The sequence below is a fragment of the Dactylosporangium vinaceum genome (assembly GCF_019904175.1).
In the GTDB taxonomy this organism is placed as follows: Bacteria; Actinomycetota; Actinomycetes; order Mycobacteriales; family Micromonosporaceae; genus Dactylosporangium; species Dactylosporangium vinaceum.
This window is the reverse complement of sequence record NZ_CP061913.1, coordinates 11,328,860-11,344,307: the sequence shown is the minus strand read 5'-3', so window position 1 is coordinate 11,344,307 and position 15,448 is coordinate 11,328,860. Positions and strand designations below refer to the sequence as shown.

General features: G+C 70.5%; 15 protein-coding genes. 12 read left to right on the top strand and 3 right to left on the bottom strand.

Annotated elements, in window-relative coordinates; translation table 11 throughout:
- Window positions 1–90 precede the first annotated feature (90 nt).
- Together Dvina_RS51115 and Dvina_RS51110 are read left to right on the top strand one after the other, a co-directional pair.
- On the top strand, window positions 91–435 hold the full coding sequence (locus Dvina_RS51115) for a YciI family protein (RefSeq protein ID WP_223099412.1): 345 nt from the start codon (window positions 91–93) through the stop codon (window positions 433–435).
- Window positions 429–1,622 carry an RNA polymerase sigma factor gene (locus Dvina_RS51110; protein WP_246655860.1) on the top strand — a complete coding sequence of 398 codons (1,194 nt, stop codon included), beginning with the start codon at window positions 429–431 and terminating at the stop codon, window positions 1,620–1,622. The genes Dvina_RS51115 and Dvina_RS51110 overlap by 7 nt, the downstream gene beginning before the upstream one ends.
- Before the next feature lie 381 nt (window positions 1,623–2,003).
- On the opposite strand, the gene Dvina_RS51105 is transcribed toward Dvina_RS51110, so the two are convergent.
- Window positions 2,004–2,156, bottom strand: coding sequence for a hypothetical protein (locus Dvina_RS51105; RefSeq protein ID WP_223099410.1), 153 nt, complete (start codon window positions 2,154–2,156; stop codon window positions 2,004–2,006).
- Window positions 2,157–2,622: 466 nt separating this feature from the next.
- Here Dvina_RS51105 and Dvina_RS51100 point away from each other — a divergent pair, with 466 nt between their 5' ends.
- Entirely contained in the window at window positions 2,623–2,955 is a 333-nt protein-coding gene (locus Dvina_RS51100; protein ID WP_223099408.1) for a DUF5808 domain-containing protein, read from the top strand.
- An 8-nt stretch (window positions 2,956–2,963) separates the two neighbouring features.
- Here Dvina_RS51100 and Dvina_RS51095 read toward each other — a convergent pair whose 3' ends face one another.
- Complete coding sequence (locus Dvina_RS51095) at window positions 2,964–3,395, bottom strand: ester cyclase (protein WP_223099406.1); 432 nt, start codon at window positions 3,393–3,395, stop codon at window positions 2,964–2,966.
- A gap of 95 nt (window positions 3,396–3,490) precedes the next feature.
- On the opposite strand from Dvina_RS51095, the gene Dvina_RS51090 reads away from it, so the two are divergent.
- The gene (locus Dvina_RS51090; protein ID WP_223099405.1) at window positions 3,491–4,105 is read left to right on the top strand and encodes a TetR/AcrR family transcriptional regulator C-terminal domain-containing protein; all 615 of its coding nucleotides are present in this window, start codon (window positions 3,491–3,493) and stop codon (window positions 4,103–4,105) included.
- On the opposite strand, the gene Dvina_RS51085 is transcribed toward Dvina_RS51090, so the two are convergent.
- On the bottom strand, window positions 4,047–4,613 hold the full coding sequence (locus Dvina_RS51085) for a TetR/AcrR family transcriptional regulator (RefSeq protein WP_246655859.1): 567 nt from the start codon (window positions 4,611–4,613) through the stop codon (window positions 4,047–4,049). The two genes, Dvina_RS51090 and Dvina_RS51085, sit on opposite strands and share 59 nt — an antisense overlap.
- A 98-nt stretch (window positions 4,614–4,711) precedes the next feature.
- Between Dvina_RS51085 and Dvina_RS51080 the strand changes: the two genes are divergently transcribed.
- The 8 genes from Dvina_RS51080 to Dvina_RS51045 all read left to right on the top strand — a co-directional run bounded on the left by Dvina_RS51080 (window position 4,712) and on the right by Dvina_RS51045 (window position 15,383).
- Complete coding sequence (locus Dvina_RS51080; protein ID WP_246655858.1) at window positions 4,712–5,083, top strand: nuclear transport factor 2 family protein; 372 nt, start codon at window positions 4,712–4,714, stop codon at window positions 5,081–5,083.
- A 102-nt stretch (window positions 5,084–5,185) separates the two neighbouring features.
- Complete coding sequence (htpG, locus tag Dvina_RS51075) at window positions 5,186–7,021, top strand: molecular chaperone HtpG (protein ID WP_223106189.1); 1,836 nt, start codon at window positions 5,186–5,188, stop codon at window positions 7,019–7,021.
- Window positions 7,018–8,202 carry an aminoglycoside phosphotransferase family protein gene (locus tag Dvina_RS51070; protein WP_246655857.1) on the top strand — a complete coding sequence of 395 codons (1,185 nt, stop codon included), beginning with the start codon at window positions 7,018–7,020 and terminating at the stop codon, window positions 8,200–8,202. The genes htpG and Dvina_RS51070 overlap by 4 nt, the downstream gene beginning before the upstream one ends.
- Window positions 8,203–8,282: 80 nt before the next feature.
- A complete protein-coding gene (locus Dvina_RS51065; RefSeq protein ID WP_246655856.1) occupies window positions 8,283–8,768 on the top strand; it encodes a hypothetical protein in 486 nt (161 codons plus the stop codon).
- Entirely contained in the window at window positions 8,768–10,108 is a 1,341-nt protein-coding gene (locus Dvina_RS51060) for a hypothetical protein (RefSeq protein ID WP_223099399.1), read from the top strand. Before Dvina_RS51065 ends, Dvina_RS51060 begins: the two co-directional genes overlap by 1 nt.
- Before the next feature lie 50 nt (window positions 10,109–10,158).
- Window positions 10,159–11,457 carry a vWA domain-containing protein gene (locus tag Dvina_RS51055; RefSeq protein WP_223106187.1) on the top strand — a complete coding sequence of 433 codons (1,299 nt, stop codon included), beginning with the start codon at window positions 10,159–10,161 and terminating at the stop codon, window positions 11,455–11,457.
- 12 nt (window positions 11,458–11,469) lie between these two features.
- Window positions 11,470–12,582, top strand: coding sequence for an ATP-binding protein (locus Dvina_RS51050; protein ID WP_223099397.1), 1,113 nt, complete (start codon window positions 11,470–11,472; stop codon window positions 12,580–12,582).
- Entirely contained in the window at window positions 12,579–15,383 is a 2,805-nt protein-coding gene (locus tag Dvina_RS51045; protein WP_223099395.1) for a DUF5682 family protein, read from the top strand. Before Dvina_RS51050 ends, Dvina_RS51045 begins: the two co-directional genes overlap by 4 nt.
- The last annotated feature ends 65 nt before the right edge of the window (window positions 15,384–15,448 follow it).

Genomic DNA, 15,448 nt, shown 5'->3' with positions numbered 1-15,448 from the left:
TTTTTTCGGCGGTTTGCCGCGCGCTGTGTCGATCGGGGGCCGGGCCCGTTCGTGTAGGCGGTACACGTCAGCGCTTCCCTGGAGGTCAACATGAAGCAGTACCTGCTCACGGTCGTCGAGCCCAGCTTCGGTGAGCCGCCCGCGCCGCCGGAGATGGAGAAGATCATGGCCCGCGTCGCCGAGAACGAACGCGCCGCGAAGGAGGCCGGCGTCTGGCTCTTCAGCGGCGGCCTGTTCCCGCCGGCCAGCGCCACTACCTTGCGCCCCAAGAACGACGAGGTCCTGATCACCGACGGCCCCTTCGTCGAGGGCAAGGAGCACGTGGGCGGCATCATGATCATCCAGTGCGAGGACCTGGACGAGGCCCTCGAGTGGGGCCGCCGCACCGCCGAGGCGACCACCCTCCCGATCGAGGTGCGCCCGTTCCGGTGGTGAACGGCCCGGCGATCGAGCGAGTCTTCCGCGAGGAGTACGGCCGGGCCGTCTCCGTCCTGGTCCGCACCCTCGGCGACATCGACCTCGCCGAGGAGGCGGTCCAGGAGGCGTTCACTGCCGCCCTCCAGCGCTGGCCCGAGGACGGCACCCCACCCAGCCCGGCGGGCTGGATCATCACCACGGCCCGCAACCACGCGATCGACCGCCTCCGCCGGGAGGCCAAGCGCGCGGAGAAGCAGGCGGAGGCCGACTTGCTGTACAACGCTCCCGCGGAGCCCCCCGACGACCGCCTCCGCCTGATCTTCACCGCCTGCCACCCCGCCCTGGCCCGGCACGCCCAGGTGGCGCTGACGCTCCGCCTGCTGGGCGGCCTGACGACACCGGAAATCGCCAGAGCACTCCTGGTCCCCGAGGCAACGCTGGCCCAGCGCCTGGTGAGAGCGAAGACCAAAATCCGGGAAGCCGGCATCCCGTACCGCATCCCCCGTGAAGCCGACCTCCCGAACCGCCTCGCCGCCGTCCTGGCCGTCCTGTACCTGATCTTCAACGAGGGCTACGCGGCCAGCACCGGCCCCCTGATCCGCGACGACCTGTGCGCCGAGGCCATCCGCCTGACCCGCATGCTCCGCACCCTGATGCCCGACGAGCCCGAGGCGACGGGCCTGCTCGCCCTGATGATCCTGTCCGACGCAAGGCGCCCGGCGAGGACAGACGCCTCCGGCCACCTCATCCCGCTCCCGGCCCAGGACCGCTCGATGTGGGACCGGCAGGCAATAGCCGAGGGCCACCGCCTGGTCCGGGAGTGCCTGCGCCGCGCCAACCCAGGCCCGTATCAACTCCAGGCCGCCATCAACGCAGTCCACACCGACGCCCCCTCCGCGCAGTCAACGGACTGGCCGCAGATAGTCCAGCTGTACGACCAGCTGCTCCTCTACGCCCCGTCCCCGGTGGTGCAGTTGAACCGCGCGGTAGCCGTAGCCGAAGTAGCAGGCCCCGCGGCAGCTTTAAGGCTCATCGAGGACCTACCGCTGCCGAACTACCACGTCTACCACGCCGTACGAGCCGACCTCCTACGCCGAACCGGCCGCCTCGACGAGGCCGCAGCCGCCTACACGAGGGCCGCCGCCTTGACCTCCAACGAGGCAGAACGAGCCCACCTACAGGCCCAACGAGCAGGTCTTCGGTAGCCAGCACCGCGCCTCTCCTGTGGCCGGCACCGCACCTCTCTTGCAGCCGGCACCGCGTCCTGCAGCTGGCACCGCGCCCAGACCGGAACCACCCCGCGCCGCCCGAAACACAGCCCAGCCCCCGCCCGACACAGGCCACCCCCGCCAGGCCAAGGACCAGCCATACCGCCCGACGCCAGTAGGTCACGACGCAGCCCAGCCCCGCCAGGCCAAGGACTAGCCATACCGCCCGACGCCAGCAGGTCACGACGCAGCCCAGCCCCGCCAGGCCAAGGACTAGCCATACCGCCCGACGCCAACAGGTCACGACGCAGCCCAGCCCCGCCAGGCCCAAGGACCAGCCATACCGCCCGACGCCAGGAATTCACGACGCCAACAAAGTCACACAGCCCCGAACCACGGCACGGCGATGACGGACGCGAGTGCGACGGCGAGGCCGAGGGCGGACGCGACGGCAAGTGCGAGGGCGGACGCGACGGCGAGGGCGGCATAGCGGCGAGGGCGGGCAAGCGCGGCGGCGAGGCGAAAGCGCACAGCGGCGAGGGCGGCAGAGCGCGGCGGCGAGGGCGAAAGCGGCACAGCGACGAGGGCGAGGCAAGCGCGGCGGCGAGGGCGAGTAAGGGCGAAAGCGGGCACAGCGGCGGGGGCGAAAGCGGGCACAGCCACAGCGGCGAGGGCGAATACGTCTAAGCCGTTGGCGTTGGCGTTGGCGTGCGGACTGTGGCCGGATCAGGCGGGGCGGCGCGAATGGCGGCGAACATGGCGAGCGCGCCAGCGCGGCGGGCGGCTGGCCGGGCGCTTACCCGGAGGTGAGCCCCAGTGGTACGCATCGGTCACGAATTGCGGTTTTCCCTTTACCCGGTGTAAGGCCCTGGTCGGGTGAAGCAAACCCCCCTCGTTACCGATTCGCTAGCTTCTTGTTCCTGATGATTTCGTGCGAACTGGGTCGCGGTTCGGTGCAGCGCTCGACCATCTTGCTGCCGAGTGGGAAACTTGGACGATGACTCAACCGGTGGTTGCCGAGCTGCTCGCGATCGCGTTGATCGTCGCGATCTGTGCACTGGCCGTCGTCGTCATTCCCCTGAACCGCCGCGGCGCGCCCATCAGCACTCGCAACCGGCCGCAGCAGCGGCACGACGACGAGCGCTACTGGTACGGCGGGATCATCTACGCCAACCCGGACGACCCCAACCTCTTCGTCCCCAAGCGCCTCGGTTTGGGCTGGACCCTCAACTTCGGCCACCGCCGGGTCTGGCAGAGCCTCTTCGGCCTCATCGCGTTCCTCGCCCTGAGCATCGTCATCGGTACCGTCGCCGGCCACCAGGGCCGCTGACCATCGCGTCAAACCGTCGGCCAGTCCCAGCCGAGCTGCAGGAACATCCCTAAACGATCGCTTACCGCCCGCATCTCGGAGATCTTTCCGTCACGCACGGTAAGGATCCAGATCTGCTCCACCTCGCACGACCGCCCGGTGGGCTCCGGCATCCGCGGGTGAGATCCGGTGTGTGTGCCCCGGACGATCAGCCGCGCCACCACGGTGTCGCCTTCGGCGATGAGCTGCTGCGGATACATCCCGCCCGAGCCGAACGCCTCCAGCTGCTGCCGGAACGCCTCGAACGCCGCCCCCGGCCGGTCCTCCTCGCCGAAGATCACCTTGTTGTGGTCCACGACGTCCTCGGCCATGTACTGCGGCCAGTCGCCCACCCGCCGCTCGTTCACCGCCGCGAAGAACCCGGCCACCACCTGCTTGTTGGCCTCGATCACTGCGCTCACGACGATCCTCCTCATTCTTACAACGTATGTTTGCTGGGCCCAGGGTAGTCTTACGAAGTAAGAAAGCGCAACCCCACCGACGGGAAGGCACGCCCGTGGCCGCGAAGCGCCAGCGTGGAGAGCGCGCCGGGATCACCCGCGCGCAGGTACTCGACAAGGCCCTCGAGCTCGTCGACCGGGTCGGGCTCGGCGGATTGACCATGCGCGCGCTCGGGGCGGAGCTGGGCGTGGAGGCCATGACGCTGTACCACTACGTCCCCAACAAGGACGCGCTCATCGACGGGCTCGTCGAGCGCGTCTTCACCGCGGCGACGCCGGCCGCGGCCGGTGACGACTGGCGTGAGCACCTGCGGGCTTACGCGCACGAGCTGCGCATGCTGCTGCTGGAGCACCCCGGCGTCCTGCCGGTGATCGTGCGGCCGGCCGCCACCCCGGCCACGCTCGACGCGGTCGAGACCGGGTTGCAGGTGCTCACCGGAGCCGGTTTTCGCCTGGGTACCGCCCTCGACGCCATCAACACCCTGACGCTGTTCGTGATCAGCCATACCGCGGCCGAGGTCGCCATCGGTGAGACGGCACCCCCGACGCTCGATGCGGAGCGTCACCCGCTGCTGCTCGCCGCCGCGACCACGAACGCCGGCGGCGACGACTTCACACGGTTCGCGTTTGCGGTGGAGGCGCTGCTGACGGGGTTCGACGAAGCCCGGTGAAGACGATGTCGAGCGCGCGCCGGCGCAGGTCCGGCGGGCTGCTCAGCGCGGCCTGGGTGACGCCGGCGAGCAGGGCCATCACGGCGTCGATCCGCACGGACTCGCGCAGCTCACCGGCGGCCTGACCCTGCTGCAAAAGCCGGTCGGCGGCGGCGCTGAGGGTGCCGAGCGGGCCGGCCAGCGGTACCTCCGCCGCCAGCACTTCCACCACCGTCCGGTTCGCCGCCGTGCGCTCCACGATCAGCTCGAACAACGCCAGGAGCCCGCCCGGCCGGCCGTCGAGATCGGCCGCGGCCGCGGTCAGCTCCTCCAGCAGCCGTTTGAGCAGGGCGCGCACCAGGTCGTCCTTCGTGGGGAAGTGGCGGAACACGGTGCCGATCGCCACCCCGGCCCGGCGGGCCACCTCCTCGGTGGACGCCGTCGCTCCGCCCTCGGCGAACACCGCGTCGGCCGCCGCCAGGATGCGCGCGCGGTTGCGTTGCGCGTCCGCGCGCATCGGTCTGGACAAAGTGAGTCTCCACTCATTATCTTGCAGAAGCTGAGTTTGTACTCATATTAGGAGGCGAATCGCCGATGGACCCGAGCCCGCGTGAACTGTTCGAGCGGATGGCTGACGAATGGATGACCCGGCCCGGCGAGGTGACCGGTGACCAGTTCGCCGATGATGTCGTCATCGAGATGCCGTTCGCGCCGCCGGGTGCCCGCGGCCGGTTCGAGAGCAGGCAGGACTTCCTCGACTTCGCCCGGCCGCAGCGCGCGGCGTTCCCGGGCCGGATCGACGGGTGCCGGACCATCGCGGTGCACGACACGGCCGACCCGGGGACGATCGTCGTGGAGTACGAGCTGTCCGGTACCTCCCTCAAGGACGGCGCGCGTTCGACGGCCGGGTTCGTGGTCGTGCTGACCGCGAAGGACGGCCGGATCACCCGCTGGCGCGAGTATCAGAACGTCGCCGCCATGCAGCGCGCCCTCGCCTGAGCCGTTCCCAGTATTCTTTTCGGCGCCAATGCATTCGATGAAGGAGCCGAAGTGAGCGAGACGCTGGAGTTCCAGGCCGAGACGCGCCAGCTGCTGCAGCTGATGGTCCATTCGATCTACTCCAACAAGGACATCTTCCTGCGTGAGCTGATCTCGAATGCCTCGGACGCGCTGGACAAGCTGCGCCTGGAGTCGCTGGTGAACAAGGAGCTGGACGTCGACACCAGCGACCTGCACATTCAGCTGGAGATCGACAAGGATCAGCGCACCCTCACCGTCAGGGACAACGGCATCGGCATGTCGCACGACGATGTCGTGTCGCTCATCGGCACGATCGCCAAGTCGGGGACCGCCGAGCTGCTCAAGCAGCTGCGCGAATCGGCCGAGCAGACGCAGCGGGCCGAGCTGATCGGGCAGTTCGGCGTCGGGTTCTACTCGACGTTCATGGTCGCCGACCGGGTGACGCTCGTGACCCGGCGGGCCGGCGAGAGCCAGGGCACGCGGTGGGAGTCGGCGGGCGAGGGCACGTACGAGATCGAGACCCTCGACGAGGCGCCGCAGGGAACGGCGGTGACGCTGCACCTGAAGCCCGAGGACAGCGAGGACCAGCTCTTCGACTACACGGCGGAATGGAAAGTCCGCGAGATCGTCAAGAAGTACTCCGACTTCATCGCCTGGCCCATCCGGCTCGTCAGCGGCGAAACCAAAGACGAGGGTGAGCAGAAAGAGGGCGAGCAGGCGGCGCCCGCCCCGCTCAACTCGATGAAGGCGCTCTGGGCCCGGCCGCGCAGCGAGGTCGCCCAGGAGGAGTACAACGAGTTCTACAAGCACGTCAGCCACGACTGGACCGACCCGCTCGAGACCATTCACATGAAGGGTGAGGGCACCTTCGAATACGAGGCCCTGCTCTTCATCCCGGCCCGCGCGCCGTTCGATCTCTTCATGCGCGACGGACACCGCGGCGTCCAGTTGTACGTCAAGCGCGTCTTCATCATGGACGACTGCGAGGCGCTCACGCCGCGCTACCTGCGCTTCGTGAAGGGCGTCGTCGACGCGCACGACCTCTCGCTCAACATCTCCCGCGAGATCCTGCAGCAGGACCGCCAGATCCAGGTCGTCCAGCGGCGCCTCGTGAAGAAGGTGCTGTCGACGCTCAAGGATCTGCCCGCGGAGCGTTACGCCACGTTCTGGAACGAGTTCGGCCGCGCGCTCAAGGAAGGTCTGCTCGACGACGCCGACAACCGCGAGACGCTGCTCGATCTCCTGCGCCTGCCGTCGACCCATTCCCCGGACGAGCCGACCTCGCTGCGCGACTACGTCGAGCGCATGAAGGAGGGGCAGACCGACATCTACTTCATGACCGGTGAGAGCCGCGCGACGGTCGAGCATTCGCCGCACCTCGAGGCGTTCCTGGCCAAGGGGTATGAGGTGCTCATTCTCACGGACCCGGTCGACGAGGTGTGGGTGGAGCAGGTCTCGCAGTACGACGGGAAGAATCTCCAGTCCGTTGCGAAGGGTCAGGTCGACCTCGGCGCGGAGGATGTGCCCGAAGAGCGCACCGAGGAGTTCGCGCCGCTGCTTTCCTGGCTCACCACGGCGCTGGAGGCGGACGTCAAGGAGGTCCGGCTGTCCACGCGCCTGACGACCTCGGCCGCGTGCATTGTCGGCGATGCCCACGACATCACGCCGACGCTCGAGAAGATGTACCGGGCAATGGGTCAGGAAATGCCGCACACCAAGCGGATTCTGGAGCTCAATCCGGGGCACCCGCTCGTCACCGGACTGCGTGACGCGTTCACCGCCGACTCCACCGCGCCGGCGCTCACCGAAACCGCGGAACTGCTGTACGGCATGGCGTTGCTGGCCGAGGGCGGCGAGCTCGCCGACCCGTCGCGCTTCACCCGGCTGCTCGCGGACCGGCTGGCCCGATCGCTGTGAGCCTGCCGACGCGCACCGCCGTCCTCGTCCTGGTGGACGGGGACGGCGCGGTGCTCGGGCAGCTGCCGCCGTTCGACGTGCGGATCCCGTTCTGGCCCGAGACGGAGGACCTGATCGACGGGGCCCGCGCGCTCGGTGCCGAGATCAGCGTGCTGCGGTTCCTGAGCGCCGACGGGCCGGGGCACGTCGGGGGCGTGGTGACCTACCTCGCGCAGCTCGACGGCGGCGATCCGGCCCTCGCTCCCACGTCGTTCCGCCTGGAGCCGCATCCGCTGCGGGCGCCCTACGCCGAAGTGGGCGGCCCGGCCGCCTCGCTCGCGTGGGCGCGTGAGGCGCTCGTCGCGGCGGGCTACGGTACCCCCGATGCGGTCAGGCAAAGAAAAACCTGGAACCTGTCGGGCCTGTGGCGGCTGGAAACGGCGCGCGGGACGGTCTGGCTCAAGCACCTGCCGCCGTTTCTGCGGGCCGAAAGCGTGGTGTTGGAGTGGCTCAACGCTGTCGCGCCGGGCTCCGCGCCGCCGCTTATCGCCGCCGATGGCACCGGCCGGCAGTTGATCGGGCACCTGCCCGGCGAGGACGGGTTCGGCGCGCCGCTGAGCGTGCGATACGGCATGGCGGACCTGCTGCACGGGCTGCAGCGGCGCGCGATCCAAGACGTGGATGCCCTGGCCGCGCGCGGGGTGCGGGACCGTCGTGGGCCGCTGCTGGCCGACCAGATGGTCGCGGCCGCGCTGCCCTGGCTCGAGGAGATTCCCGGCCTGGAGGCGCTGCTGGAGCGGCTGCCGAACCAATTCGCCGAGCTGGAGGCGTGCGGGCTGCCCGACAGCCTGGTCCACGCCGACTTCCATCCGGGCAACGTCCGTTTTTCGGCGTCCGTACCACCTGCCGCCCTGGACTGGGGTGACTCGTTCCTCGGCAATCCGGGCTTCGACGTGCTCAGTCTGAGCGCAGGGCTTACACCGCACGAGTCCGAGCAGCTCACCGAGCACTGGGCCGCACTCTGGCGGCAGGCCGTGCCGGGCAGCGATCCGGTGCGGGCGGTGCGACTGCTGCAGCCGCTGTCGGCGCTCTACGGCGCCGTCATCTACAGCACCTTCGTGGAGAACATCGAACCGAGCGAGTGGCCCTACCACGCCGACGACGTCCCGCGCTGCCTGAAAATGGCGGTTGAGCAGGGCTGACGATTTTTTGTCGTACCCATGCGATACAACTTCTGGCGTCGGGGACACCCGATCATCGCAGATGCTGGAGGTTGATGGTCTTGAGCGTCGAAACGCGCTCGACGGCGGTCGTGATACCGCCCGTACAGCCCCGCAAACTGGCCAAGGTCCCGTTCGTCGAGCTGACCGACGGCCGCCTGCAGGGCGTGGTGTCGAGCGGATCGGACATCGAGCGGGTCTACGTCTCCTCGATCGGCGCCAGCACCCACGGGCTCAGCTGCAGCACCAACAACAACCGGCCGTGCGGCGGCCTGCGCGGCGCGTTCCCGTGCAAGCACCTGCAGGCGCTGCTGGACGAGGCCGAGCTGCAGTACGGGCGCGAGCGCGTGGCGCGTTACCTGCGCATCGAGGTCGACGAGCACACCTCCCTGCTGCACGGGCTGAAGGCGCACCACGAGCCGACGCCCGCCGCGACGGTGTTCAGCGGATTCCTGCGCCACCTGGCCTATCTGGAGCTCCCGGGCAGCGACGAGCCGATCCCGGAGCTGCACTGGTTCCCGTCCGTCGCGCCGGCCGGGGAGCGCTGATGCTGACCACACTCTTCACGGACGCGCCCGGCGACGACGGCATCGCCGACGCGCTCGCGGCCGCGGGCGCCGTCGACGACGGGCTCCTGCACGGGTTCGCGCGCATCGACGAGGACCGGGCCGCCGCGCTGAGCGCCCTGGCCGGTGCGTTCGCCGGCAGCCCGCTGCGCGAGCCCGTCGCCGAGGCGGTCGACAAGATCGTGGCCGGCTCCGTCGCCGACGACCACCTCTTCGCGCTGGCCGCGGCCCGCATCGCGCTCTTCGGCGCGGTCCACGACGCGCTGCTCGCCCGGGCCGACGCCGCTCTCGGGCGCACCCGGGCCGAGTGGCTGGGCGAACCGGGGCCGGCCGCGGCCGCCACCCACCTGCTCGGCGGCGCCCGGTCCTGGCTGCGCGAGCTCGCGATCACCGGCTGGCGGGGCGTCGACCACGACCTGGTCGCCGCGGCCGGCCAGGCCGTCGAGGCCGCACTCGCCGAGCCGGAGCTGCGCCGCCTCGCGGTGCTGCTCGACGGGCTCGCCGCGGAGCTGCGGGCCGGGAGCCCGATCGCGACGATGGCGCACGTGCCGATCCGGCGCTGGGCCGATCTGTGGAGCCGCGCGCTGCTGCTGGCCCGCGACGGCGGCCGGGCGCAGAAGGCGGCCCAGGCCGAGCCGGTCACCGGGCGGCTGTTCCCGCTCGGCGTCGACGTGCACGAGCACCCCACCGCGGTGCAGGTGCAGGTCCATGGCGTGCTGGAGGCCGGCGGCGCCACCCGCCTGGTGCGGGCGAGCGTCTCCGCCGCGAAGGTCGACACGATCGTCGGCCCGGCGATCTGGCGCCTGCTCAGCGGGCACCCGATGCTGCTGACCGCGCTGGCCGAGCACCGCGCCCTCGACGTCACCGACATGCCGCTGCTGGCCGGCGGCGACCTGATCTGGCGCGACGCGCAGGCCCGGCCGGGCGACGAGGCCGATCCGTTCACCACCGCCCGCGTGCACCTCGCCACCGCTGTCGCCCCGGCCACGCCGCCGCTGGAGCGGCACCCGGCCCGCATCGCCGAGCCGGTGCTCGTCGAGGACGTCTCCGCGATCACGCTCGACACGACCCGGCTGCCGGCCTGTGGGCCGCTGACCCCGGCGACGGTCCGGGCCGCGACCGCCTGCATCGGGCTGCTGCGGTGGGACGACGGCGCCTGGACGGTGCAGCCGCTCGGCGTGCAGGCGACTGTCAAGAAGAAGGCGGTCGCCGCGCATACCGCCGACTGGGCGCTCGGCCCCACCGACGCCAAGCTGGCCAAGGCGGCCGGCGAGGCGGTCGAGGTGCTGCGTGAGCGGGCCGGAAGGTTGCTGCGCAAATGACCACCCCGGAGCAGACGACCACCCCGGAACAGACGACCACTCCGGAGCAGATGAGCGCCGCGGAGAACCGGCGCCAGGTTCTGTACTGGCGGATGCTCGGGCGGCTGTTCGAGGCCGACGAGCAGATGTCGCTGGAGTCCGCGAGCGTCGCGATCGTCGACGACATCGGGCTGCCGCCGGCGCTGCTCGACCCCGGAGTGTCGGTCGACAACCTGGTGCAGCGCCATCCCGAGCTCGCGGCCGAGTTCGAAGGGCTGCTGGCCAACGAGACAGCGGCCGGCGACGGCCTGGAGGTGCGGCGGGCCGCGCTGGTGTCGAAGCTGCTCATCAACGTCTTCAACACCGGGCACGGCAACGTCAGCGCGACCCAGCTGAGCAACTGGCAGGCCGACGCCGGCTGGTTCGAGAAGGCGCTCGGCCTGGACCCGGGCGAGCTGCGCGGCAAGCCCAACGCGGGCGGGCTCGGCGGGGTGCTGGGCGGCATCGAGGGCGACCTGATCAAGCGGATGCACCTGCGGGAGGTGCTCGCCAACCCGGCGCTGGCCAAGCAGCTGACCCCGAGCATGTCGCTCATCGAGCAGCTCCTGCGGGACAAGAGCAACCTGTCCGGCGTGGCGCTGGCCAACGCCAAGGCCCTGATCCGCAAGTTCGTCGACGAGGTGGCCGCGGTCCTGCGCACCCAGGTCCAGCAGACGAGCGTCGGCGAGATCGACAGGTCGGTGCCGCCGAAGCGGGTGTTCCGCAACCTCGATATCGAGCGCACGATCTGGAAGAACCTGACGAACTGGAGCCCCGAGGACGAGCGGCTCTACGTCGACCGGCTCTTCTACAAGCAGACCGCGAAGCGGACCACGCCGGCGAAGCTCATCGTCGTCGTCGACCAGTCCGGCTCGATGGTCAACGCCATGGTCAACTGCACAATCCTGGCCTCGATCTTCGCCGGGCTGCCCAAGGTGGACGTGCACCTGATCGCGTACGACACGCGGGCGCTCGACCTGACGCCATGGGTGCACGACCCGTTCGAGGTGCTGCTGCGCACCAAGCTCGGCGGCGGCAACGACGGGCCGGTCGCGATGGCCATGGCCCAGCCGAAGATCACCGACCCGCGCAACACGGTGATGGTCTGGATCTCCGACTTCTACGAGTTCGACCGCTCCCAGCCGCTCTTCGACATGATCCAGTCCGTGTACCGCTCCGGCGTGAAGTTCATTCCGGTCGGCTCGGTCGGCAGCGGCGGCGAGCAGAGCGTCAACCCGTGGTTCCGCCAGCGCTTCAAGGATCTGGGCACGCCGGTGCTGTCCGGCCACGTCCGCAAACTCGTGTCCGAGCTCAAGAGCTTCCTCGCCTAGGAGACCCCGCTCATGACTGAAATGCTTCGCGCCCCCGCCGAGGTCAAGTACGCCGAGGAGCTCGACTGGCTGGAGTCGGTCGACGACGGCCCCAAGCCGTTCTCGTGGCGGCTCAGCCCGCGCATGGTCCGGCTCTTCGTGCTCGGCTCCGAACGGGCCGACGGCCTCGACCGCGAGATCTCCCCGAAGTGGTTCGGCGACCGCAGCTTCGTCGAGCGCAGCATCGTGACACTCGCCTCCGACCGCGGTCTGCTGCTCATCGGCGACCCCGGCACCGGCAAGAGCTGGCTCGCCGAGCTCCTCGCGGCGGCCATCTCGCGCAACTCGACGCTTGTGGTGCAGGGCACGGCCGGCACGACCGAGGACCACATCAAGTATTCGTGGAACGTCTCCATGGTCATCGCCAAGGGCCAGTCCCGGGCCTCCATGATCCCGTCGCCGATCATGACAGCGATGGAGAAGGGCGTCATCGGGCGGTTCGAGGAGCTGACCCGCTCGACAAGTGACGTGCAGGACGCGCTGATCTCGATCCTGTCGGAGAAGTACGTCTCCATCCCCGAGCTCGAGGACGACAACATCGTCTTCGCCCAGCCCGGCTTCTCGATCATCGCCACCGCCAACAGCCGCGACCGGGGCGTCAACGACCTGTCCTCGGCACTCAAACGGCGGTTCAACTTCGTGCGGATCCCGGTGGTGACAAACAAGAAGAGCGAGGCGGAGATCGTCCGCTTCCGCACCACCGAGCTGCTGCGCCGCCACCAGATCGACCTCGACGTGCCGCCGAACCTGCTCGACATCCTGCTGCAGAGCTTCGCCGACCTGCGGGCCGCGGCCGCCTCGGCGACAAGCGACGACGAGAAGCTCGAGTCGGCGCTGTCCACGGCCGAGCAGATCGGCGTGCTCGAAGACGCGATCCTGCACAGCACGTTCTTCGGCGACCGCAGCCTGAAGGCCGAGACGCTCGCCGGGTCGCTCGTCGGCTCCCTGGCCCGGCGCAGCCCGGAGGACCTGGCGATCCTCAACAAGTACTGGCACGGGGTCGTCGAGCCGCGCAGCAAGGAGGACGGCGGCGAGTGGCCGGCGTTCCTCGAGGGCGGCCGGCAGGCGATCGCCACCCTGTCATGAGCGAGCCACAGCCGTTCGGGGCGCTGCGGACCCAGCTGGTGGAGGCGGCCACCGCCTTCGCCACCGGGCCGGGAGTGGTGCCGGAGATCCTGGCCGGGATCGTCGATGACGTCGACCGGGCGCTGCGCGAGGAGCTGGAGATCTTCCCGGTCTGTCACCACTCGCCGGCGTCGGGCTTGGCCATGGTCCGCCGCCTGCGCGAGAAGCAGCCGAAGGTGATCTACCTGGAGCTGTGCGAGGACCTCGGCCCGCTGCTGACCGAGCTGCGCAACTGCCGGCTGCCCGTCGCGCTGCAGGCGTTCGCGTCGCAACTTGACGGGTTTCCGCAGGAGTGGGGGCCGCTGAGCATCGTCGCGCCGATCACCGAGGCGTCGGCGGAATACCAGGCGATCGCCTACGCCCTGGAGACCCCCGGCGTCGAGCTCGTGCTCGTCGACCGCTCCACGGACCACGTCTTCCAGTGGCAGCCGCGCGAGGAGGCGGACACCGCCGCTGCCGGGGACGCCGAGGAGGCCGAGGACACCGACCTGCACGGTGACGCGGTCGGCATCGAGATCGGCGACCTGCGCCCGCGCTTCGCCGAGCTCGAGGAGCATCTGCTGCACCACGGCAAGGTGCGGCACTGGTCGGAGTGGTGGGACCAGTACGTCGAGCAGCCGCTGGCCGGCGCCGACTACGAGACGTATCGGCAGGTCATGGTCCTCATCGGCAGCCTGTTCCGCCGGCTTGCCCCGTCCGGCACCCGGCGGCTCAGCGTCGACGAGGACCGGGAGCGGTACATGTGGACGCGGATGCGCGAGCATCTCGCCCGCACCGGGGTCGACCGGGCCGACTGTCTCTACGTGTGCGGCGCCTTCCACGCGGCCAGCCGGGTCGCGGAGTTCGGCACCGCCGAGGGCGTCCCCGACTTCGAGATCAGCCCGCGCACCGAGACCAAGTGGCTCTACGGGCTGATCCCGTCCAGCCACTCGGCGATCGAGGCGCAGTTCGGGCTGGCCTCGGGCTCCGTGTCGATCGCGGCGGCGACCTGGCAGAAGGCCCTCGCCCGGACCCGGCTCACGCCCTTCCAACTGGAGGGGCAGAAGGGCAGCCGCAAGCGCAAGGCGGTGGCCAACACCGCCGGCGCGATGGCCGCCGAGCCGGTCGCCGACAGGCTGACCGGGTTCCTGGCCAGCCCGCCCGTGCTCGACGGGCTCGACGAGGACGAGCTGCTCGGCTGGTGCGTCGACATCGTGCGGCTGGCCCGGCGCAACGGATACCTGTCCAGCACGGCCGACGCGATCGCAGTGTTCGAGACGTCGATCCTGCTGGCCGGGATGCGCAACCGGGCCCGGCCGACGCCCTACGACTTCCAGGACGCCGCGGTCACCTGCATCGAGAAGGACGCGGTGCCGGGGCGGCGGGACGTGCGGCGGCTCTGCGAGATCCTGCTCGGCGGCGACCGGGTGGGGCAGGTGGGATACGAGGCGCTGCCACCGCTGGCCCGCGACGTCTACGACCGGCTGTCCCCGATCGGGCTGGACCTGACCAAGTCGACAGTGCAGCGGGCGCTGCTCGACCTGGCGGGGCGGCCCGAGCTCGGGCCCGCATCGCACCTGCTGTGGATGCTGCGTTACCTGCTGCCGGACGGCGCCGTCCGCCCGATCATGGGCAGCCGGCGGCTCGGCGAGAAGTCGATCCAGGAGAGCTGGGACCTGGCGATCGGCAAGCACCAGCGATACATCATCGAGCTCGGCTACGAGGGCGTCACCGTCGAGCAGGTAGTGGAGCAGCGGCTGCGCCGGTCGGTGTGGGCGGCCGACGCCACGGCCGCGGTGGCGCTGCGGGCGGTCGAGGACTCGATCCTGTTCCTCGGCAGCCGCCGCTTCACCGACGAGCTCGGCGCCCGCGCGGTCGAGCTGCTCGCGGCCGAGCGCACCGTCGACGAGGCGCCGGAGGTGCTCAAGCGCATCCGCCGGCTGCTGGCGCACTACCGGGCCACCGAGCCCGACCTGCCGGCCTGGGCCGAGTCGTTCGTCACCGCCGGCTACGCGCACTACTGCACCCTGCTGCCGACCGCCTTCGTCGACGACGAGACGGGCGTGCGCCAGGTCGCGGCGATGCTCGGCTTCCTGTTCACCATGGAGGGCCTCGCCCTGGCGCTGGGCTGCGACCGGGCCCAGCTGGAGATCGCGGTGCGCCAGTCGCATCCGGAGTCCCCGGCGAAGCTGGCGCTGCTGTGGTCGGCCCACCATCAGCTGGGCCTGCTGCCGCTGGCCGACCTGCGGGCCCGCGGGGCCGAGCTGCTGGGCAACCCGCTGGTGGTGCCGTCGGTGCCGAAGTACCTGAGCGGGTTCATCCAGGCCCTGGACCCGGTGCCGAAGCTCACGCCGTTCGTGGTCGAGTTCATGTCGAACGCCTTCGGCAAGCTCCCGGACCCGGTCCTGCTGCCCTGGCTGCCGACGCTCATCACCACGCTGCGCGAGCAGGCAGCGGAGCTCGTCCCCGTCCTGATCCGCGAGGCGGGCCGCACGTTCCCGGGCACGCTGGCCGCGGTGGACTCGTTCGTGCCGCCGTGGCATTCGAAGGCGTCGGGCGCTCCGGTGGTCGCGGCTCCTTCGGCGGCGGCGGCGGCCGGTCCGGTCGCGGCGTTCCTGGCCGCGCACCCGGCGACGACCGACGCATTGGCCTCGGCCCTGGATCTACCGGTAACCTGGCAGCCCATCGCGTCCGCGCCGGGCGCCGCGAAACCGCTGCCGCTGCTGGCAACGCACGCCGCGACGGCGGAGGCGCTGGCCGCTGTGCTCGCCGCTCCGGTCTAGGCCGTACCGGAACGGCGCGCCGGGCCCCCGATGACTCGTTCGCCGGGGGCCCGGCTCCTTTCCCA

Excerpts from the sequence above, each read along its gene's own strand:
- Dvina_RS51115 (WP_223099412.1), top strand. The coding sequence starts at position 91 with ATGAAGCAGTACCTGCTCACGGTCGTCGAGCCCAGCTTCGGTGAGCCG.
- Dvina_RS51100 (WP_223099408.1), top strand. The coding sequence starts at position 2,623 with ATGACTCAACCGGTGGTTGCCGAGCTGCTCGCGATCGCGTTGATCGTC.
- Dvina_RS51080 (WP_246655858.1), top strand. The coding sequence starts at position 4,712 with ATGGCTGACGAATGGATGACCCGGCCCGGCGAGGTGACCGGTGACCAG.
- htpG (WP_223106189.1), top strand. The coding sequence starts at position 5,186 with ATGGTCCATTCGATCTACTCCAACAAGGACATCTTCCTGCGTGAGCTG.
- Dvina_RS51060 (WP_223099399.1), top strand. The coding sequence starts at position 8,768 with ATGCTGACCACACTCTTCACGGACGCGCCCGGCGACGACGGCATCGCC.
- Dvina_RS51055 (WP_223106187.1), top strand. The coding sequence starts at position 10,159 with ATGAGCGCCGCGGAGAACCGGCGCCAGGTTCTGTACTGGCGGATGCTC.
- Dvina_RS51050 (WP_223099397.1), top strand. The coding sequence starts at position 11,470 with ATGACTGAAATGCTTCGCGCCCCCGCCGAGGTCAAGTACGCCGAGGAG.
- Dvina_RS51045 (WP_223099395.1), top strand. The coding sequence starts at position 12,579 with ATGAGCGAGCCACAGCCGTTCGGGGCGCTGCGGACCCAGCTGGTGGAG.